The sequence below is a fragment of the Pseudomonas sp. TNT3 genome, assembly GCF_010095445.2.
Taxonomy (GTDB): Bacteria; Pseudomonadota; Gammaproteobacteria; order Pseudomonadales; family Pseudomonadaceae; genus Aquipseudomonas.
The window spans coordinates 85,166-103,349 of sequence record NZ_WFGV02000004.1; the positions used below are offsets into that span (position 1 = coordinate 85,166).

Below are 18,184 nucleotides of genomic sequence, written 5' to 3' on the forward strand. Positions count from 1 at the left end.
GGGTGATCGCAACGACGGGTTTTCATTTAGATGAGGTTATCGGGCATACACAAACCACTGTGGGAGCGGGCTTGCCCGCGATAGCGGTCTGACAGACACCAGCAAGGTGTCTGCACTGCCGTCATCGCGGGCAAGCCCGCTCCCACAGAGTGATGCGTTGTTCGGTTATCGCAAAATCAGTAGCTGTTGGTCCCCATCCGGCAGGCAATCTCGAACGCCTGGCGGATTGCACCGACGTTGGCCTTGCCCTGGCCGGCGATGTCGAACGCGGTGCCGTGGGCCGGGGTGGTGATCGGGATCGGCAGGCCGCCCTGCACGGTCACGCCGCGGGAGAATCCCATCAACTTGATCGCGATCTGGCCCTGGTCGTGATACATGGTCACGACCGCGTCGAAGGCGCTGGCATCGCCCTGCACCTTGAGGAAAATCGTATCGCCCGGATAAGGTCCTTCTGCCGCTATCCCAAGTGCCTGCGCCGAACGCACCGCCGGGCCGATGATGTCCAGTTCCTCGCGACCGAACGAACCGTTGTCTCCGTTGTGCGGGTTCAAGCCGCAGACGCCGATGCGTGGTTTTTCCAGGCCGTTGCGTTTGAGCGCGGTGTCGATCAGCTGGATCGCCTCCACTACGCGCGCTTGAGTCAACATGCCCGGGACTTCGGACAAGGCCACATGGGACGTGACCCGCGACGTCCAGAGATTATCGAGCACATTGAATTCGCAGAACGGCCCGTGGAAATCCAGCAGCTCGGCGAACCAGTGCAACTCGTCGTTATGCGCCATGCCAGCCATGTGCAGCGAGGTCTTGTTCAGTGGCCCGAACAGCACGGCATCGGTGGTCCCGGCCTCGGTCAGGCGCAGCGCTTTTTCCAGGGTATCGAGGCTGTAGCGACCACCGATGACGCTGGCTTCACTGCGGGGAAACTCACCCAGGGTGTCGCCGCGAAAATCGTAGAACAACGGCGTGTCATCGGTGAACGACAACTGCTCCAGCGACGCCACACGACGGTAGGGAAACTCCACGCCGGCAATGCGCATGCCGCGCTGCATTTCCGCCTCGTCAGCAATCAAAATCACGTTCGCCTGGCTGCGCACGGCAGGCTCCGCGAGCAGGCGTGCGATCAGTTCCGGGCCGATGCCCGCCGGGTCACCCAGGACCATGGCGATGGTTGTCTTGTTCATGCTTCACTCCTCAAGGGTTCTGGCCATGTCCGCTCAATGGCGCAAGGCTCGCAGCGATAAACCCGCTGCGCGTTACTGTAGAAAAGTCGTTGCTGATCGGCGCTCGGCAGATCAGCCACGATGGATTTGAATCCGCTGTAAATGTCATCGAACGAACCGCACAGGCTGTCCACCGGAAAGTTGCTGGCGAACATCACTCGATCGGTACCGAACATGGCAATGACTTCGCGCACGATCCAGGCGTTGTCCTTGGCGCGCCAAGGCTGGCCGGCCTGGCCGAGGCCGGAAACCTTCACCTGCACGTTGGGCCACTGGGCCAGTCGCGACATCGCCAGACGCCACCCCGCCAAGCCTTCGGCGCTACGGTCATTGGGCAACCCGGCGTGGTTGAGAATCAGCGTGGTGCGAGGAAAATCCCGGACCAGGCGTTCGGCCTCGTGCAGGTTCCACCAGGGTGACTGCAAATCAAAATGCAGCCCCAGACCTTCCAGCGCGGCATAACCGCGACGCCAGCGCTCATCACTCATCAAGCTGCGCACATGACCCACCTGCTCTGGCATCGTCGGTCCGCCAGGCTTGTGACGCACGCTGCGTACGCACTTGAATGCGGCCTGTTCGGTCAGGACCGCGATGGCGTCCGGATGATCGAGCCAGGCTTGCGCCACGATCGCATTGGGGACGCCATAACGAGCGGCCAGGCCCTCGATGAAACGGGTTTCGCCAATCGGGTCCTGCGGGTTCCACTCGGTCTCGATGTACACCGTTTGCACGACGTGATGAGGACCGGCATCAGCAAAGTAATCGTCGGGAAAATAACGACGCTTGATTGCACTGTAGTCGCCGTAGCGAAACGCAATATTGGCCTCCGGGGCGAGCCAGGGATGGTCATTGATCGCAGGGTCCCAGAAATGATGATGGGCATCGATGATCGGGCCATTCCACAACTCACCCATGACGCACCTCATCAAGACTGATGAACAGCGTAGCCAGCACGAAGATTGCCGAGCACACCGCAAAGAAACCCAGGACCGGCGCAAAACCGCCTGACATCTGCAGGATCACGCCCACCAGAATCGGCACCGCAATGCCGCCGGTGCTGCCCGCCATGTTCATCACGCCGCCGATCAAACCGACCCGTGCCGGCGCGGCCAGCAACGCTGGAAAGCTCCAATAGAGGCTGCCCCACATCAAGAAAAACGCGGTCATGGCCAACAACGCCACGGCCGCAAAAGGATCACTCAGGGTCGGCAGCAACAGGAACGCACCCAAGGCCACCAGACCGGAAAACGCCAGCAGGCTCTTGACCGCAACCCCTCGGCTGACGCCCTTGCGGATCAGGCCGTCGCAGAGGAAACCACCGGTCAACGAACCCAATGCGCCGCACACAAAGATCACGAAGGTGGCGGCGCCGATGCCTTTGATATCGAACCCGCGGGCCTGTGCCAGGTAGCTTGGCCCCCAGGTCAGCAGCCCGAAATACACCATCGCCCAGCTGGCGCGACCGATCAGCAATCCGCTCAGGGAACGCGCGGCAATGCCCAGGCCTTTGACCGGAATGCGCGCGGCTTCAGCGGCTGGGGTGGCGCGGCCGGCGTTGATCTTCTCAAGCTCTTCGGCGTTCACCTGCGGGTGCGTGGCCGGGTCATCGCGCAGGTAACGTTGCGCCACCCAGGCCAGCACCAGTGTCGCGATGCCGGCAATCACAAAGGCCAGGCGCCAGGAGTCCAGCGAAGCGATCAGGTAGGCAATGATCAACCCGCCGACCGCCACACCCAATGGACTGCCACTGTCCATCAGCACTGCGCCACGGCTGCGCTCGCTCGGGGCCAGCCACAAGGAGATGAGCTTGCCGCCGGAGGGAAACAACGGTGCCTCTGCGGCGCCCAGGGCAACCCGGGCGAACAACAATGACAGCCCTCCCGTAGCGAATGCCGCGATCACCTGAAAGGTGCCCCATAACCCGGTGGACCAGCTGATGACGCGGTGCGGACCGAAGCGATCGATCAGCCAGCCGCCAGGAATCTGCAGCAAGGCATACGCCCAGAAGAAACTGCTGAGAATCAGCCCTTGCATGCTCGGTGACAGGGAAAATTCATGGGCGATGGTCGGCATCGCGATGGACAACGACACCCGGTCGATCAGGTTGACCATGGTCAAGGCGAAAACAATCGCGAAGATTTTCCAGCGCACATTGCTGGCGGTGCGAATGGTCGCCTGCGGTGTTGCCGCAGTCACTGTCGCTGACTGAACATCTGCACCAGGCAGATGCAGGGAAGCACTGGGACGAGCCATGGTGCGTACCTCTGTTTATTATTTTTGTGGATGCAACGACACCGTGTATACGGCGTCTGGTGAGCACTATCGAAGGCCCGGTGATAACCGTCTAATCAATACTTGAAATCAGGCGATAGCCTTGGGTTATTGCATACCCTGCTTTCACCGGGCTTTCACTGCCTCGCGTCTGAAGAGCTTTTCATCGCAAAACGCTCTGGCACAAAGCGCTGGGGGAAAACTGTCATTTTTGATGTTGGCACCTATAACCCCAGGCTATCGGTGTATGTATTGTTTTGACTAGACGCGAGGCAAACACCTTCCCACACTCGGACCAGGCTTGCGGCTTTCGAGCGCAGACAAGTCACTCATAACAACTACAAAAACGAGGCCCTTCCATGCGAAATGCATTCGTCCGTCGTACGTCCCGTCTGTTTCTTGGCTGCACACTGGTCGCCGCCGGCGCCCTTCCTGCACTCGCTCACGCAGCCTGGCAACCGGACAAGAACGTCGAAATCGTCGTCGCCGGCGGTCCTGGTGGCGGCACCGACCAGCTCGGCCGTCTGATCCAGTCGATCATCACCACTCACAAACTGCTCGACGTTAATACCATCGTCCTCAACAAGGGTGGCGGCAATGGCGCCGAAGCCTTTCTCGACCTGAAAATGAACAAAGGCGATCCCGACAAACTGGTGATCGGTACCAACAACATCTACTTGCTGCCCCTGGTGTCCAAGCTCGGTTATCAATGGCAGGAACTGACACCCGTGGCCGCAGTGGCTGAGGACGACTTCATCCTCTGGAGTTACAAAGGCGCGCCCTGGAAGAACGCCAAAGGATTCTATGAAGCCGTCAAGGCTGACCCGTCAAACCTGCGCATGGGCGGCAGTCAGTCCAAGGATGTCGACCAGACCCTCACCCTCCTGCTGAACCAGACCACCAACAGCAAACTGGTGTACATCCCGTTCAAAAGCGGCAGTGAAGCAGCCACTCAACTGGCCGGCAAACACATCGCCGCCAACGTCAACAATCCCAGCGAAAGCATCAGCCAATGGCGTGGTGATCAGGTCGAGCCGCTCTGCGTGTTCAGTAAAGAGCGCATGGCCTACACCGAGAAAGTCGCTGGCGACAAGTCGTGGGCCGATGTCCCGACGTGCCATGAAGAAGGCCTGGGGGTCGATCAGTACCGCTTCCCGCGCACCGTGTTCATGCCTGGCGAAGTCACCGCCGAACAGCGCGCGTTCTATGTCGAGTTGATGCGCAAAGTCACCGAGACGCCTGAGTTCAAGGCGTACGTCAAACAGAACGCTCTGGTGCCGACCTTCCTCGAGGGCGAGCCGCTGACCGCCTACATTGAAAAAGACACCGCTCGCGTGACCCCGGTGTTCAAGGAAGCCGGCTGGCTGAAAAACTGAGTTGCCCACGGCCGTCCGCCTGCGCACGGCCGTCACCTTCTGGAGGTGCTTTCATGTCTCATTCTTCGGATTCACCCGCGCTGGTCGGCACCCGCTGGGTCGAACTCGGCCTGACATTGTTCACCACGCTGATCGGCGCGGTGGTGATGTTTGGCAGTATCGAACAAGGTATCGGCTGGGGCGATTCCGGCCCCGAGCCGGGTTACTTTCCCTTCTACATCGGCCTGATGTTGAGCGCGGCCAGTGTGGGCAACGGCGTATTGACCCTGGTGCGCTGGCAAGCCCTGAGCATTTCATTCGTCAGCCGTAGCGCGTTCAAGCAAGTGATATCGGTGTTTATCCCGATTGCGCTGTTCGTGGCGGCCATGCCGTTGACGGGCATTTATGTCGCCTCAGCCTGTTTCATCGCCTGGTTCATGTGGCGTGACAAGGTCCGTACCCAGCCCTACAGCAAGTTGATGATCGCCACCGTATCCCTCGGTGCCGTGCTTGCCAGCTATCTGATTTTCGCACTGTGGTTCAAGGTCCCGCTGGATGCCGGCCCGATGGGCGACTGGATTGCCCAGGTCGGGAGATCTTTCAAATGAGCGAGTTCGATTCCCTGTTGCAAGGCATGAACCTGATCCTGACCCCGGGCCATATCGGCCTGATGGTGATCGGCGTGCTGCTGGGCATTCTGGTCGGTGTGTTGCCCGGTCTCGGTGCCCCTAATGGCGTGGCGCTGCTGTTGCCGCTGACGTTCACCATGTCGCCGGTTTCGGCGATCATCCTGTTGTCGTGCATGTATTGGGGCGCGCTGTTTGGCGGCTCGATCACCTCGATCCTGTTCAACATTCCCGGTGAGCCCTCATCGGTGGCGACCACCTTCGACGGCTATCCGATGGCCCGTGAAGGTCGCGCCGCTGAAGCCCTGACCGCAGCGTTCAGCTCGGCACTGATCGGCGCGCTGGCTGGCGTTTTGCTGCTGACCTTTTTGTCGACGCGCATTGCCGAATTCGCCATGTCCTTCAGTTCGCCGGAGTTCTTCGCGGTGTACCTGTTGGCGTTCTGCACATTCATTGGTATGAGCAAAAATCCGCCGCTGAAAACCGTGGTCGCCATGATGATCGGTTTCGCCATGGCCGCAGTTGGCATGGACACGGTGTCAGGCAACCTGCGCCTGACTTTCGATCAACCGGCCCTCATGACCGGCATCAGTTTCGAAGTGGCGGTAATCGGCCTGTTCGGTATCGGTGAAATTCTCTGCACCGTCGAGGAAGGCCTGGTGTTTCGCGGCGAGCACGCACGCATTACACCGATGGTGATCTTGCGCACCTGGGCCAAGTTGCCGCGTTACTGGTGGACCATTTTGCGCAGCACGCTGGTGGGTTGCTGGATGGGCATTACGCCTGGCGGTCCGACGGCGGCATCGTTCATGAGCTACAGCCTGGCGCGACGCTTCTCGAAGAACCGCGACAACTTCGGCAAGGGTGAACTTGAAGGGGTGATTGCTCCGGAGACCGCTGACCATGCGGCGGGCACCAGTGCCCTGCTGCCGATGCTGACCCTGGGCATTCCCGGCTCTGCCACGGCAGCAGTGATGCTTGGCGGGTTGATGATCTGGGGCCTGCACCCTGGGCCGACGCTGTTCGTCGAGCAGCACGATTTCGTCTGGGGACTGATTGCCAGCATGTACCTGGGTAACGTCGTGAGCCTGATCGTGGTGTTGGCCACGGTGCCATTGTTCGCTTCGATCCTGCGTATCCCGTTTTCCATCATTGCGCCGATCATCATCATGGTCTGCACCATTGGCGCGTACTCGGTGCACAACTCGTTCTTCGACGTGGTGCTGATGCTGGGCTTCGGTGCGCTGGGGTACCTGTTCAAGAAGCTCGGTTACCCGATTGCGCCACTGGTACTGGCCGCTGTTCTGGGGGACAAGGCTGAAGATGCGTTCCGTCAGTCGATGCTGTTCTCAGACGGACAACTGGGGATTTTCTGGTCCAACCCCTTGGTGGGTTGCCTGACGACGGCGGCGCTGCTGATGCTGTTCTGGCCACTGATTTCCAAGGCGTTGCAAACCCTGATGGGCTTGCGCAAACCCGCTGTCGCCAAACCAAAATCGGTGCTGTGACACAGCAATGCTGGCAACGCCTGACATTTGTTGTCAGGCTTGCCGCAGTCTTTTTTGCGAGTCGAGCCCATGACCCGAATTCCAGAAGCCAATGTGATCCACAGTCGACTGCGTCTGCGCCAATTGCGGCTGATGCTCGCGTTGGAGGAATTCGGTTCGTTGCGCCGCGCCGCTGACCACATCGGCATGACCCAACCCGCCGCAACCAAGATGCTCCATGAAGCCGAGGACCTGCTGGGCGTCGAGCTCTTCGAACGTCTGCCTCGAGGCATGCGCGCAACCCCGTTCGGGGAAACCGTCACCTATTACGCCCGCATGGTGTTCGCCGAACTCAGCGGCATGCGCGAAGAACTGGTGGCGCTGCAGTCCGGCAACCTGGGTCGGGTTGCTGTCGGCGCGATCCCCGCGCTCGCCTCGGGGCTGTTGACGCGAACCATCGCGACCTTGAAACAAAGCCATCCCCGGTTGTCCATGAGCATTCAGGTCGACACCAGCGACGTGCTGGTGCAGGCGTTGTTGCAGGATCAACTGGACATCGTGCTGGGGCGGATTCCGGCGGGTGCCCGGGCCGAAGAATTGCTGTTCGACAGCCTCGGCGAAGAGGCGTTGTGCGTCATCGCTGGCGCGCATAATCCGTTGGCAAAAGAGACACAACTGAGCTGGGCCGAATTGCAGAACATGACCTGGGTGCTGCAGCAGCAGCCAAGCCCGATGCGCGCGATCATCAATCAGGTGTTCCACAATGCGCGGGTCGATATCCCGAGCAGCATTGTCGAAACCACATCGATCATGACCTTGCTGTCGTTGATTCAGCAGACCGACATGCTCGGTGTCACGCCGGTGTCGGTGGTCGAGGATTATGCCGGTCGAGACTTGCTGGCGGTGTTGCCGATCAAGTTCGAAGCGCGGCTGCCGCCTTTTGGGCTGATCACCCGGCGGCATCGCATTCAATCATCGGCCATGCAGGCGTTCATGAATTCGGTGCGAGCCGAGCATGCGCTGACCAAATAAAAAAGGCCCGGAGCAGTACTCCGGGCCTTCTGGTTTCTTCGCGCTCTCTTATGCCGGTTTGCGGAACACAAACACCAGCCCGACGATGATGAGCAACATGCCGAGCATGCTCAGCGTCGCCAACCGATTACCGAAAAACAGGTAATCCATCACCGCCGTCACCGCGGGCACCAGGTAAAACAGACTGGTGACATTCACCAGATTGCCCCGAGCGATCAAGCGGTACAGCAGCAGCGTCGCCAGCACCGAAACTACCAAGCCCATCCACAACACCGGCACGATGAAACCGCTGCTGTGCTCGAAGTGAAATGGCTGGAACGGCACGAAAATCCCGCACAGCAACAGGCCGGCGAGGTATTGCACAGGCAGCGTGCCGAGGGGATTTTCAGTGATGCGCTTTTGCATGATCGAACCGAACGTCATGCTCGCCAGCGCCAACAGGCCGAAGACCATCCCGGCCAGCGACATCCCGGCCAGACCGATGCCTTGGTAAACCACCATGATCAATCCGGCCAGCCCCAGCGTCAGCCCGAACATCCGGCTGATCGATCGCTGCCGCTCCATGATCACCACCGTCAGGATCGGCTGCACGCCCATGATCGTCGCCATGACGCCAGGCGTGACTTTGAGGTCCAGGGCCAGCAGATAAAAAATCTGATAGGCCCCCAACAGCACCACGCCCGTGGCCATCGCATACAACATCGGCTTGCCGCCCTTGGGCAGTTTCAGTTTGAGCAACGGCGTCAGCAGCACCAATCCACAAAGGGCAATGGCGAAGCGAATGATCAGAAAGGCAAAGGGTGACGCGTGGGCCAGCCCCCATTTGGAGAAGATCGCTCCGCTGCTCCACAGCAGAACGAACAGGCTCGTGGACGCCGCCGCGAGCGCGGTTTTTTTCGAAAGGACAAACATGAATACCACCTGTAGTCAGGCAAAAAGCCAATCCAGCCGGAGCTGAAGTTCAGTAGGTTTTTTCAGGCGGGCGCGGGGAACAGCAAGACGAAGCTGATCAGCCCGAAACGCCGACGCCCGGCGGTGATACGACTGCGTACACCGGAGTGCTACGAACAGGTGGGGGGTAATGACTGATCTGCACAGGCTGCTGATTCCCGCACGGCACGACGCCAGCGTTGACCGCTGAATCGACTACCGCGTTGAGGAAGGAAGCTGGCATGGACTGATCTTATTTGATGAGTGGACGGCGGGTTGGAGAACACCGAGCGGCGACTATAACCAGTGGGTGACACAGATTGCAATCAATGCTCACTCAATCGCGACAGGCTAATTGTGGCGAGGGAGCTTGCTCCCGCTGGGTCGCGAAGCGGCCCCGCTCTTTTACCTGAAAAGCAGGGGACTGCTGCGCAGCCCAGCGGGAGCAAGCTCCCTCGCCACAGGTAAGTGTCGCGTCTGAGGGAATGGTATTTCTCGCAGGGAGCGGTTTTATTTTGTGCTCGACTTTATCCAAACAGCCAATACCCCAACGCCACCAGCACCACCACCGCCAATACTGGCCGCAGCACTCGGTAAGCCTTGGGATGACGACGCTTCCACTGTTTGATCACGCCACTGAACCGGTCGCTGGAGTTCTTGCTCCAGGCGTACACCTGATTAATCCCGCCAACACGTTCATCATCCAGGTTCTGCGGCGCCGTGGCGCGGCCGAGCCAGCCACTGATGTAGCGGTTGATACGGGTCATGAACCGATTGCTGAGCGGTCGCTCGATGTCACAGAACAGGATCACCCGAGTCTTTTCGGTTTCATTCTTGACCCAGTGAACATAAGTTTCATCGAACATCACGTCTTCGCCATCGCGCCAGGCGTATTCCTGACCATCGACGAAGATCCGGCAGCTGTTGGAATTAGGCGTCGACAGTCCCAGGTGATACCGCAGGGAGCCCGCGAACGGATCACGGTGCGGGTTCAGGTGACTGCCCCCAGGGAGCAACGCGAACATCGCGCCCTTGACGTTGGGAATACTGCTGACGAGTGCCACGGTTTTCGGGCAGAGGGCTTGGGCAGAAGGCAGTGGTTTGTCGTACCACTTGAGGTAGAAACGCTTCCAGCCCTTCTTGAAGAAAGAGCCGAAACCGGCGTCGTTATTCTTTTCCGCGGCGCGAATATAACCCTCGTCAAACAGGTGCATCGCTTCGTCACGGATGTCTTCCCAATTGTCCTTGAGTACGTCCAGCTCCGGGAATTTACTGCGGTCCAGATAAGGCCTGGACGGCACGGCGGAGAACACATACATCAAGGCGTTGTAGGGCGCGAACAGCGCTGAGTGGTTGACGAACTGTCGCAGGACGGGCAATCGCGCCTTGCCGCGCAAATGCACATAGAGGGTGCTGCCCAAAAACAACAATAACAGCGACGCCTTCGCGGCAAAGGAAAAGGTCATCAACAACTCCTTGAGAATAGGCAACTCTGCGCTACGCCATTTACCCGACGTGGCAGCCGGCCATGATAATCACTACCGGCCTCGGGAAAAACCCACTTTATTCAACATTCAGTATTGAGGATTGCGTAACAAAGCACTTCATAACACGGGATTACTGAACGGGGGCTGACCTGAGTCAGCACCTTGCTACCCTCAATGCCAGCTGCTACAGAGAACGCGTTCCACCAGCGAAGGCATTTGCTCCTATGCCTGATTTTCCTGATCGGTAAACAGATCACTGAACAACATGCTCGACAGGTAGCGCTCGCCAGAGTCCGGCAAAATCACCACGATCGTCTTGCCCTGCATTTCCGGCGTTTCAGCCAGTCTCACTGCCACCGCCATGGCAGCACCGCAGGAGATACCGCACAAGATCCCTTCTTCCTGCATCAGGCGCAGCGCCATGGCTTTGGACTCGTCATCCGTCACCAGCTCCACCCTGTCGACAATCGACAAATCCAGGTTTTTTGGCACAAAACCAGCACCGATGCCCTGAATCTTGTGCGGGCTCGGCTTGATTTCCTCACCCGCCAGCGCTTGCGTGATCACCGGGGACACGACCGGCTCCACGGCTACCGAGATAATGGGTTTACCCTGGGTATTCTTGATATACCGCGAAACGCCGGTAATAGTTCCACCGGTTCCAACGCCAGCCACCAGCACATCGACGGCACCGTCAGTGTCGTTCCAGATCTCTGGCCCGGTGGTTTTTTCATGGATGGCCGGGTTGGCCGGGTTCTCGAATTGCGCCGGCATGAAGTAAGTGGAGGGATTGCTCGCCACGATTTCGGCGGCCTTTTCAATGGCGCCCTTCATGCCCTTGGCCGGTTCGGTCAACACCAGCTCGGCACCCAAAGCCTTGAGCACCTTGCGGCGCTCGATACTCATGGACGCCGGCATGGTGAGCATCAGTTTGTAACCCCGTGCGGCCGCCACGAAGGCCAGGCCGATGCCGGTATTGCCGGAGGTGGGTTCGACGATGGTCATGCCGGGCTTGAGTTTCCCGGAGCTTTCCGCGTCCCAGATCATGTTGGCACCGATCCGGCATTTAACCGAATAACCCGGGTTGCGCCCTTCGATCTTGGCCAGGATGGTCACGCCGCGCGGAGCGATCCGGTTGATCTGCACCAGCGGTGTATTGCCAATGGAATGGGCGTTGTCAGCGTAGATACGGCTCATGGCTGGGTCCTTGTACAGCGTTGAAATAGCGCTCAAAGGTAAGCCTGTTGCTCGTGGTCGTCCAGTCAGGTCGAACGTCCTGTAACAAGAACAGTCAATGGCTTTACATCGCCGGAGATTTGTCATCATGAAACGTCGTTACAGTTGGCCCTTGTGGTCCCTCGCAGGCCTCGTCGTACTGCTGATAGCGCTGCATATCGCCCTGCCCTATCTGGTGCGCGACTACCTGAACGACAAGCTGGCGGACATGGGCGACTACCGCGGCCAGATCACCGACGTCGACCTGGCGTGGTGGCGCGGCGCCTACAAAATCAACGGGCTTAAAATCGTCAAGGTTGACGGCAAAGTCCCTGTACCGTTCGTCAATGCGCCGCTGATCGACCTGGCCGTAAGCTGGCACTCGCTCTGGTCCGACCACGCGGTGGTGGCCCAGGCGCAGTTCTTCAATCCCGAAGTGAACTTCGTCGACGGCGGTGCCAACAAACAGAACTCCCAGACCGGTCAGGGCACCGACTGGCGCGCTCAGTTGAGCAAACTGTTGCCGATCACCCTGGACGAAGTCCGGATCTACGACGGCAAGATCAGTTTTCGCAACTTCAACTCCAAGCCGCCGGTGAACATGAACGCGACCCAGGTGAATGCCAGCATCTACAACCTGACCAACGTGGTAGATAAAGAAGGCAAACGTGACGCTCGCTTTGAAGGCAAGGCACTGTTGCTCGGGCATGCACCGCTGGAAACCACCGCCACGTTCGACCCGTTAAGCAATTTTGAGGATTTTGAATTTCGCTTGCGGGCCAGGGACATCGAACTCAAGCGCATGAATGACTTTGCGTCGGCCTATGGCAAGTTCGACTTCAATGCCGGCCACGGCGATGTAGTGATTGAAGCCACGGCCAACAAGGGGCAACTCAAGGGCTATATAAAACCGTTGTTAAAGGACGTCGACGTTTTCAACTGGCAGCAGGACGTGGAGAACAAGGACAAAGGACTTTTCCGCTCGATCTGGGAAGCCATTGTCGGCGGCTCCGAAACGGTGCTGAAGAACCAGGTCAAGAACCAGTTCGCAACGCGCGTGCCGCTCAGCGGCAACGTGCATCGCCAGGACATCAGTGCGTTTGAGGCGTTTTTGCAGATTTTGCGCAACGGATTCATCCAGGCGTTCAATGCCCGGTATGAGCGGCCGAAGCCGGAGGCGGGTTAAGGTTTGCGTGTGACGGTATAGCGGCCACTGTCCTCGGCCGCATGGGCTGACCTGGATTGCTGTTGCAAAAAATCCCACCCAAGGCAGGCCAACGCCAGTGAACGTGGCACCGTCTCTCGTCCGCTGCTGTAGCGACTGATACTTCGAGCACTGATTCCAAGTGCCTCTGCCGCCTGATTGAGAGACAGCCCGGTGCGAGCACGCCAGTCGATGAAGATGCGGGTATTTTCGTCCGAGGCGTTTTGCGCCAGCGCATCCAGATACAACGTGTCTGCGCCAATCTGTATATCCGGTTCAGGCCACTCGACGCTCCAGCCATCATCGCCCAGCATCGCACCCTCAAAAGCAGTTCCCTGCAGCGGTCGCAATCCTGGATAGGTCTGAACATCGTGGCTCAAGTCGAGGCTCATTTGCTGACCATCGATAAATTTCAGTAGAAGGCGGTGATCCGGCAAGACCTTCACTGAAATCAAGCGCGGTCGTTTCATGGGTAACATCGTTTCCAATCCTCCAGCAGTTGCACTTGATGGTCTCTGACCCACGCTAATGCTTCATTAATAATCAGAGGCGGCGCCTTGCCTGCCATCACTTTGACGGTTTCCAGACTGACCATGACGTCAATCCCGCCACCCGTCAGATGCACATGGGGCGGTGGATGGTCCTTCTCACGCAGTTGAATACGATACGTATTGCGAAATCGGTATTTGGTAGACATGTCCAAAAAGCTATCGCCAAAATGGCGATAGCTCAATACTGGCCAGTCAACAAAACCAAGTCAAGAAGTGACGCGCCATTCAGAGACTGAATAAGCCGTCTGCGTTCACAGTCGACTGGCCTGCGAGTTATAGTCGGGCATCACAATGAATTAGCCCGCCCCGCCCTGCATCGTCCAGGTCGGCGTCACCGTTCGAGGATTACCCGATGAAGTTCGAAGGCACCCAGGCCTATGTCGCCACCGATGACCTGAAGCTGGCGGTCAACGCTGCCATCACCCTGGAGCGGCCACTGCTGGTCAAGGGCGAGCCAGGCACCGGCAAGACCATGCTCGCCGAGCAACTGGCCGAATCCTTTGGCGCCAAGCTGATCACCTGGCACATCAAGTCCACCACCAAGGCCCATCAGGGCCTGTACGAGTATGACGCGGTCAGCCGCCTGCGCGACTCGCAACTGGGCACGGACAAGGTCCACGACGTTCGCAATTACCTGAAAAAGGGCAAGCTGTGGGAGGCGTTCGAGTCCGACGAGCGGGTGATCCTGCTGATCGATGAAATCGACAAGGCCGATATCGAGTTCCCGAACGACCTGCTGCAAGAACTCGACAAGATGGAGTTCTACGTTTACGAGATCGACGAGACCATCAAGGCCAAGAAACGCCCGATCATCATCATTACTTCCAACAACGAGAAAGAGCTGCCGGACGCTTTCCTGCGCCGTTGCTTCTTCCATTACATCGCCTTCCCGGATCGCACTACGCTGCAGAAAATCGTCGACGTCCACTACCCGGACATCAAGAAAGACCTGGTCAGCGAAGCGCTGGACGTGTTCTTCGACGTGCGCAAAGTGCCGGGTCTGAAAAAGAAGCCATCGACCTCCGAACTGGTGGATTGGCTGAAGCTGCTGATGGCCGACAACATTGGCGAAGCGGTGCTGCGTGAACGAGATCCGACCAAGGCCATTCCGCCCCTGGCCGGCGCTTTGGTGAAGAACGAACAGGACGTGCAATTGCTTGAGCGCCTGGCGTTCATGAGCCGTCGCGGCACTCGATAAGGGCCCACGCCATGCTGCTCAACCTGTTCAATGAAATGCGTGCTGCCAAGGTTCCGGTCTCGGTGCGTGAGCTGCTGGACCTGATCAACGCGCTGAAACAGCGCGTGACCTTCGCCGATATGGACGAGTTCTATTACCTGTCCCGGGCGATTCTGGTGAAGGACGAAAAGCATTTCGACAAGTTTGACCGAGCGTTCGGTGCTTATTTCAATGGCCTGGAAAAGCTCGATGACCACCTTCAGGCGTTGATTCCTGAAGACTGGTTGCGCAAGGAATTCGAGCGCTCCCTGACCGACGAAGAGCGGGCCGCGATCCAGTCCCTGGGCGGTCTGGACAAACTCATCGAAGAATTCAAGAAGCGCCTGGAAGAACAGAAGGAACGCCATGCCGGTGGCAACAAGTGGATCGGCACTGGCGGTACCAGCCCGTTCGGTTCCGGTGGCTTCAACCCGGAGGGCATTCGGGTAGGCGATGCCGGTAAACGTCAGGGCAAGGCGGTCAAGGTCTGGGATCAGCGCGAGTACAAAAACCTTGATGACTCGGTCGAGCTGGGCACGCGCAACATCAAGGTCGCGCTGCGACGCCTGCGCAAATTCGCCCGCCAGGGTGCGGCGGAGGAACTGGACATCGATGGCACCATCGACCACACCGCGCGTGATGCGGGCCTGCTGAACATCCAGATGCGTCCGGAGCGGCGCAACACCGTGAAGCTGTTGTTGCTGTTTGACATCGGCGGCTCGATGGACGCCCATGTGAAAATCTGCGAGGAGTTGTTCTCGGCTTGCAAGACCGAGTTCAAACACCTGGAGTACTTCTACTTCCACAACTTCATTTATGAGTCGGTGTGGAAGAACAACATGCGCCGCACTTCCGAGCGCACGTCGACCCAGGACTTGCTGCACAAGTACGGTGCCGACTACAAAGTGATCTTCATCGGTGATGCCGCCATGGCGCCGTATGAAATCACTCAGGCCGGCGGCAGCGTCGAACACTGGAACGAAGAAGCCGGTTACGTGTGGATGCAGCGGTTCATGGAGAAGTACAAGAAAGTCATCTGGATCAATCCTTACCCGAAAGACACGTGGGGCTATACCTCATCGACCAACATCGTGAGGGACTTGATCGATGATCAGATGTACCCGCTGACGTTGCGGGGGTTGGAGGAAGGGATGCGGTACCTGTCCAAATAACATTGTGGCGAGGGAGCTTGCTCCCTCGCCACAGTTAAAACCGTTTCAGATACTCGATCTGCTCCCGATGCGCCACTTCCTGCACCACCGGCCTTAACCGCACCTTCGCCCCCGGCAAACACTGAGCCAAATGCGCCAACGCCAACGGCGTCAACGCGCCCAGTCGTGGATACCCGCCAATGGTCTGCCGATCATTGAGCAGCACAATCGGCTGACCATCCGGCGGCACCTGAACGGCACCGAGCGGGATGCCTTCGGAGATCATCGGCTTGCCCTGATACTCCAGCGCCGTTCCCAGCAAACGAATGCCCATCCGGTCGGCGCGGCTGTCCAGGGTCCAGGCATTGTTGAACGCGTCGAACGAACTCTGCCCGCTGAACGCGCCTATCTGCGCACCCAGTACCAGGTCCAACGGCCGGTTCTCGTTGAAGTCCGGTCGATGTGTCGACGGCAACTCTCGCAGCAACAACAGCGAGCTCCCCCGATAACTCAACTGCGCGTCCTTGGCCAGCGCCCGACCCATTGCGTCCGGCCCACCCAGCGCCTCTCGAACCACAGTTGAACTGCTGCCCAATACCTTCGGCGCATCAAACCCACCGGGTGCCGCCAAGTAAGCCCGAGCCCCAAGCAGCGGCTGAGTCAGTTGCAAGCGCTGACCTTTGTTCAGCCTGAAACTGCGCCATGGTGCCAGCGCCTCGCCATCCACGTGGGCGCCGAGGTCCGCTCCCGCCAGCGCCAGCACGCAATCCTCTTGCGCGACCACGGTAAACCCGCCAAGGGTGATTTCAATCACCGGGGCATCCAGCTCATTGCCCAGCAGCCAGTTCGCCCACGACATTGAACGCCAATCCAGCGCCCCGCCCTGTGTCACACCCAGATGCCGCACGCCGAACCGACCCGCGTCCTGCAACAGGCACAACGGTGTGCTTGCTTCTATCGTTAGACGGCTCATGCCTGTGCCTCCAGTGGCGTGTCATCGCCACCCAGGTTGAGGAACTCGGCGTGACTGACCGCCTCGAAGCGTACCGTATCGCCTGGTTGCATCAGGCTGTAGCCATCGCGTTCACGGTCGAACAATTTGGCCGGGGTTCGGCCGATCAGGTTCCAGCCACCGGGCGATACGACCGGGTAAGCCGCGGTCTGCCGCTCGGCGATACCCACGCTGCCGGCCGCGACTTTTTTGCGTGGCGTATCCAGACGCGGCGCCGCCAGCACTTCCTCGACCAGCCCCATGAAGGCAAATCCCGGCGCGAAGCCCAGGGCGAACACTTGATATTCATGCTCGCTGTGACGTCGGATTACATCAGCCACCGCCAACCTGCTGCGTTGCGATAACAGGTTCAACTCCGGGCCGACGCTCAGGTCGTACCAGACCGGCAATACATGACAGGTGCCGCGGGTGCGCGCGTTGGGTGACAGATCGATCAACGCGGCACTGATCAGCTCCCGAGCCTGGGACGGATTCAATGCGCTGAGGTCGTAATGCACCATCAAGGTTGTGTAGGACGGCACCAGGTCGATCAGATGCCCGGCGAACGCCGTCCGCAGACTTTCACTGGCCGCGAGCATCCAGGGCATGTTGGCCTCTGCGATCTCATCGAACAGGCGGACCATCAGGCAATCCAGCGCCACCACTTCCACCCGCAGCTTCATGACGCACGCTGCTGATCGAGGGCTTCGCGGATACGTCGCACGGCAGCGACTGAACTGCTGTTGTCGCCATGAACGCAAAGGGTGTTGGCCTGCAAATGCAAGGCACTGCCATCGCTGGCAGTGAGGTCGCCGCCCCGGGCAATGGTCAGCGCCTGCTCGATGATTTTTTCCGGATCATGGTGCACGGCGCCTGGCTGTTGACGCGAAACAAGCCTGCCGGCGCTGTCGTAGGCGCGATCGGCGAACGCTTCGAACCACAGCGTGATCCCGTATTCATTGCCAAGCTGCTGCGCGACGCTGTTGTCACGTGTCGCCATCAGCATCAGCGGCAACGTCCGGTCATACGCCGCTACCGCCTGCAGCACCGCTCGCAATTGCGCGGGGTTGGCCATCATGTCGTTGTACATCGCGCCGTGGGGTTTGACGTAGCTCACCCGCCCGCCCTGAGCGCGACAAATGCCATCCAGTGCACCGATCTGGTAAAGCAGGATATCTTGCAGTTCCTCGGCGGTGTAAGCCATGGAACGCCGACCAAATCCCACCAGGTCCTGATAAGCCGGATGCGCACCGATCAGCACGCCATTGCTCACGGCGAGGCTGACGGTCTTGCGCATGATGCTCGGGTCGCCGGCGTGGAAGCCGCAGGCAATGTTGGCGCAATCAATGAAGGGCATGACCTCGGCGTCCATACCCATGGTCCAGTTGCCGAAACTCTCGCCGATGTCGCAGTTCAATAGCAGGCGGCTCACGGTGAACACTCCTGTA

Annotated in this window: 18 protein-coding genes; 7 read left to right on the forward strand and 11 right to left on the reverse strand. The window is 59.1% G+C overall.

The window, feature by feature from the left end; all coding sequences use genetic code 11:
* Positions 1 to 176: 176 nt before the first annotated feature.
* The 3 genes from GBC55_RS04155 to GBC55_RS04165 are packed head-to-tail and all read right to left on the reverse strand — an operon-like array spanning position 177 to position 3,473.
* Positions 177 to 1,181, reverse strand: a complete 1,005-nt coding sequence (locus tag GBC55_RS04155; protein ID WP_162436900.1) for a 4-hydroxythreonine-4-phosphate dehydrogenase PdxA — start codon at positions 1,179 to 1,181, stop codon at positions 177 to 179.
* Positions 1,178 to 2,134: an amidohydrolase gene (locus GBC55_RS04160; RefSeq protein ID WP_162436901.1), complete on the reverse strand. Its 957-nt coding sequence runs from the start codon at positions 2,132 to 2,134 to the stop codon at positions 1,178 to 1,180. Before GBC55_RS04160 ends, GBC55_RS04155 begins: the two co-directional genes overlap by 4 nt.
* Entirely contained in the window at positions 2,127 to 3,473 is a 1,347-nt protein-coding gene (locus GBC55_RS04165) for an MFS transporter (RefSeq protein ID WP_162436902.1), read from the reverse strand. Before GBC55_RS04165 ends, GBC55_RS04160 begins: the two co-directional genes overlap by 8 nt.
* A gap of 377 nt (positions 3,474 to 3,850) precedes the next feature.
* Between GBC55_RS04165 and GBC55_RS04170 the strand changes: the two genes are divergently transcribed.
* The 4 genes from GBC55_RS04170 to GBC55_RS04185 all read left to right on the forward strand — a co-directional run bounded on the left by GBC55_RS04170 (position 3,851) and on the right by GBC55_RS04185 (position 7,991).
* Positions 3,851 to 4,867, forward strand: a complete 1,017-nt coding sequence (locus GBC55_RS04170) for a tripartite tricarboxylate transporter substrate binding protein (protein WP_162436903.1) — start codon at positions 3,851 to 3,853, stop codon at positions 4,865 to 4,867.
* A 53-nt stretch (positions 4,868 to 4,920) separates the two neighbouring features.
* Complete coding sequence (locus GBC55_RS04175) at positions 4,921 to 5,454, forward strand: tripartite tricarboxylate transporter TctB family protein (protein ID WP_162436904.1); 534 nt, start codon at positions 4,921 to 4,923, stop codon at positions 5,452 to 5,454.
* Positions 5,451 to 6,980, forward strand: a complete 1,530-nt coding sequence (locus tag GBC55_RS04180) for a tripartite tricarboxylate transporter permease (RefSeq protein WP_162436905.1) — start codon at positions 5,451 to 5,453, stop codon at positions 6,978 to 6,980. Before GBC55_RS04175 ends, GBC55_RS04180 begins: the two co-directional genes overlap by 4 nt.
* 69 nt (positions 6,981 to 7,049) lie before the next feature.
* On the forward strand, positions 7,050 to 7,991 hold the full coding sequence (locus GBC55_RS04185) for a LysR family transcriptional regulator (protein WP_162436906.1): 942 nt from the start codon (positions 7,050 to 7,052) through the stop codon (positions 7,989 to 7,991).
* Between the two features lie 48 nt (positions 7,992 to 8,039).
* On the opposite strand, the gene GBC55_RS04190 is transcribed toward GBC55_RS04185, so the two are convergent.
* From GBC55_RS04190 to cysK, 3 genes are all read right to left on the reverse strand, one after another.
* Positions 8,040 to 8,903 carry a DMT family transporter gene (locus GBC55_RS04190; RefSeq protein ID WP_162436907.1) on the reverse strand — a complete coding sequence of 288 codons (864 nt, stop codon included), beginning with the start codon at positions 8,901 to 8,903 and terminating at the stop codon, positions 8,040 to 8,042.
* A gap of 545 nt (positions 8,904 to 9,448) precedes the next feature.
* Positions 9,449 to 10,387 (reverse strand): aspartyl/asparaginyl beta-hydroxylase domain-containing protein, encoded by a 939-nt coding sequence (locus GBC55_RS04195; protein WP_162436908.1) that lies wholly within the window; start codon positions 10,385 to 10,387, stop codon positions 9,449 to 9,451.
* Between the two features lie 243 nt (positions 10,388 to 10,630).
* Positions 10,631 to 11,605, reverse strand: coding sequence for a cysteine synthase A (gene cysK, locus GBC55_RS04200; RefSeq protein ID WP_162436909.1), 975 nt, complete (start codon positions 11,603 to 11,605; stop codon positions 10,631 to 10,633).
* Between the two features lie 127 nt (positions 11,606 to 11,732).
* Here cysK and GBC55_RS04205 point away from each other — a divergent pair, with 127 nt between their 5' ends.
* Positions 11,733 to 12,809, forward strand: a complete 1,077-nt coding sequence (locus GBC55_RS04205) for a DUF748 domain-containing protein (RefSeq protein WP_162436910.1) — start codon at positions 11,733 to 11,735, stop codon at positions 12,807 to 12,809.
* Here the strand turns inward: GBC55_RS04205 and GBC55_RS04210 are convergent.
* Positions 12,806 to 13,306, reverse strand: coding sequence for a helix-turn-helix domain-containing protein (locus tag GBC55_RS04210; RefSeq protein ID WP_162436911.1), 501 nt, complete (start codon positions 13,304 to 13,306; stop codon positions 12,806 to 12,808). The two genes, GBC55_RS04205 and GBC55_RS04210, sit on opposite strands and share 4 nt — an antisense overlap.
* Complete coding sequence (locus GBC55_RS04215; RefSeq protein ID WP_162436912.1) at positions 13,294 to 13,524, reverse strand: DUF4160 domain-containing protein; 231 nt, start codon at positions 13,522 to 13,524, stop codon at positions 13,294 to 13,296. The genes GBC55_RS04210 and GBC55_RS04215 overlap by 13 nt, the downstream gene beginning before the upstream one ends.
* A 206-nt stretch (positions 13,525 to 13,730) precedes the next feature.
* Here GBC55_RS04215 and GBC55_RS04220 point away from each other — a divergent pair, with 206 nt between their 5' ends.
* Together GBC55_RS04220 and GBC55_RS04225 are read left to right on the forward strand one after the other, a co-directional pair.
* A complete protein-coding gene (locus GBC55_RS04220) occupies positions 13,731 to 14,576 on the forward strand; it encodes a MoxR family ATPase (RefSeq protein WP_162436913.1) in 846 nt (281 codons plus the stop codon).
* An 11-nt stretch (positions 14,577 to 14,587) separates the two neighbouring features.
* The gene (locus tag GBC55_RS04225; RefSeq protein ID WP_122837858.1) at positions 14,588 to 15,766 is read left to right on the forward strand and encodes a VWA domain-containing protein; all 1,179 of its coding nucleotides are present in this window, start codon (positions 14,588 to 14,590) and stop codon (positions 15,764 to 15,766) included.
* Between the two features lie 34 nt (positions 15,767 to 15,800).
* Here GBC55_RS04225 and GBC55_RS04230 read toward each other — a convergent pair whose 3' ends face one another.
* Genes GBC55_RS04230 through GBC55_RS04240 form a run of 3 tightly spaced genes read right to left on the reverse strand, consistent with a single transcriptional unit; the run spans position 15,801 to position 18,168 of the window.
* The gene (locus GBC55_RS04230) at positions 15,801 to 16,718 is read right to left on the reverse strand and encodes a biotin-dependent carboxyltransferase family protein (protein WP_162436914.1); all 918 of its coding nucleotides are present in this window, start codon (positions 16,716 to 16,718) and stop codon (positions 15,801 to 15,803) included.
* Positions 16,715 to 17,419: an allophanate hydrolase subunit 1 gene (locus GBC55_RS04235; RefSeq protein ID WP_162436915.1), complete on the reverse strand. Its 705-nt coding sequence runs from the start codon at positions 17,417 to 17,419 to the stop codon at positions 16,715 to 16,717. Before GBC55_RS04235 ends, GBC55_RS04230 begins: the two co-directional genes overlap by 4 nt.
* Complete coding sequence (locus GBC55_RS04240) at positions 17,416 to 18,168, reverse strand: 5-oxoprolinase subunit PxpA (RefSeq protein ID WP_162436916.1); 753 nt, start codon at positions 18,166 to 18,168, stop codon at positions 17,416 to 17,418. The genes GBC55_RS04235 and GBC55_RS04240 overlap by 4 nt, the downstream gene beginning before the upstream one ends.
* Positions 18,169 to 18,184: the final 16 nt, after the last annotated feature.

What these genes read in the sequence shown, in the direction of transcription:
- GBC55_RS04170 (WP_162436903.1), top strand. Translation starts at nt 3,851, where the DNA reads ATGCGAAATGCATTCGTCCGTCGTACGTCCCGTCTGTTTCTTGGCTGC.
- GBC55_RS04175 (WP_162436904.1), top strand. Translation starts at nt 4,921, where the DNA reads ATGTCTCATTCTTCGGATTCACCCGCGCTGGTCGGCACCCGCTGGGTC.
- GBC55_RS04210 (WP_162436911.1), bottom strand. Translation starts at nt 13,306, where the DNA reads ATGTTACCCATGAAACGACCGCGCTTGATTTCAGTGAAGGTCTTGCCG.
- GBC55_RS04165 (WP_162436902.1), bottom strand. Translation starts at nt 3,473, where the DNA reads ATGGCTCGTCCCAGTGCTTCCCTGCATCTGCCTGGTGCAGATGTTCAG.
- GBC55_RS04195 (WP_162436908.1), bottom strand. Translation starts at nt 10,387, where the DNA reads ATGACCTTTTCCTTTGCCGCGAAGGCGTCGCTGTTATTGTTGTTTTTG.
- GBC55_RS04235 (WP_162436915.1), bottom strand. Translation starts at nt 17,419, where the DNA reads ATGAAGCTGCGGGTGGAAGTGGTGGCGCTGGATTGCCTGATGGTCCGC.
- GBC55_RS04155 (WP_162436900.1), bottom strand. Translation starts at nt 1,181, where the DNA reads ATGAACAAGACAACCATCGCCATGGTCCTGGGTGACCCGGCGGGCATC.
- cysK (WP_162436909.1), bottom strand. Translation starts at nt 11,605, where the DNA reads ATGAGCCGTATCTACGCTGACAACGCCCATTCCATTGGCAATACACCG.
- GBC55_RS04225 (WP_122837858.1), top strand. Translation starts at nt 14,588, where the DNA reads ATGCTGCTCAACCTGTTCAATGAAATGCGTGCTGCCAAGGTTCCGGTC.
- GBC55_RS04220 (WP_162436913.1), top strand. Translation starts at nt 13,731, where the DNA reads ATGAAGTTCGAAGGCACCCAGGCCTATGTCGCCACCGATGACCTGAAG.
- GBC55_RS04215 (WP_162436912.1), bottom strand. Translation starts at nt 13,524, where the DNA reads ATGTCTACCAAATACCGATTTCGCAATACGTATCGTATTCAACTGCGT.
- GBC55_RS04185 (WP_162436906.1), top strand. Translation starts at nt 7,050, where the DNA reads ATGACCCGAATTCCAGAAGCCAATGTGATCCACAGTCGACTGCGTCTG.
- GBC55_RS04190 (WP_162436907.1), bottom strand. Translation starts at nt 8,903, where the DNA reads ATGTTTGTCCTTTCGAAAAAAACCGCGCTCGCGGCGGCGTCCACGAGC.
- GBC55_RS04230 (WP_162436914.1), bottom strand. Translation starts at nt 16,718, where the DNA reads ATGAGCCGTCTAACGATAGAAGCAAGCACACCGTTGTGCCTGTTGCAG.
- GBC55_RS04205 (WP_162436910.1), top strand. Translation starts at nt 11,733, where the DNA reads ATGAAACGTCGTTACAGTTGGCCCTTGTGGTCCCTCGCAGGCCTCGTC.
- GBC55_RS04160 (WP_162436901.1), bottom strand. Translation starts at nt 2,134, where the DNA reads ATGGGTGAGTTGTGGAATGGCCCGATCATCGATGCCCATCATCATTTC.
- GBC55_RS04180 (WP_162436905.1), top strand. Translation starts at nt 5,451, where the DNA reads ATGAGCGAGTTCGATTCCCTGTTGCAAGGCATGAACCTGATCCTGACC.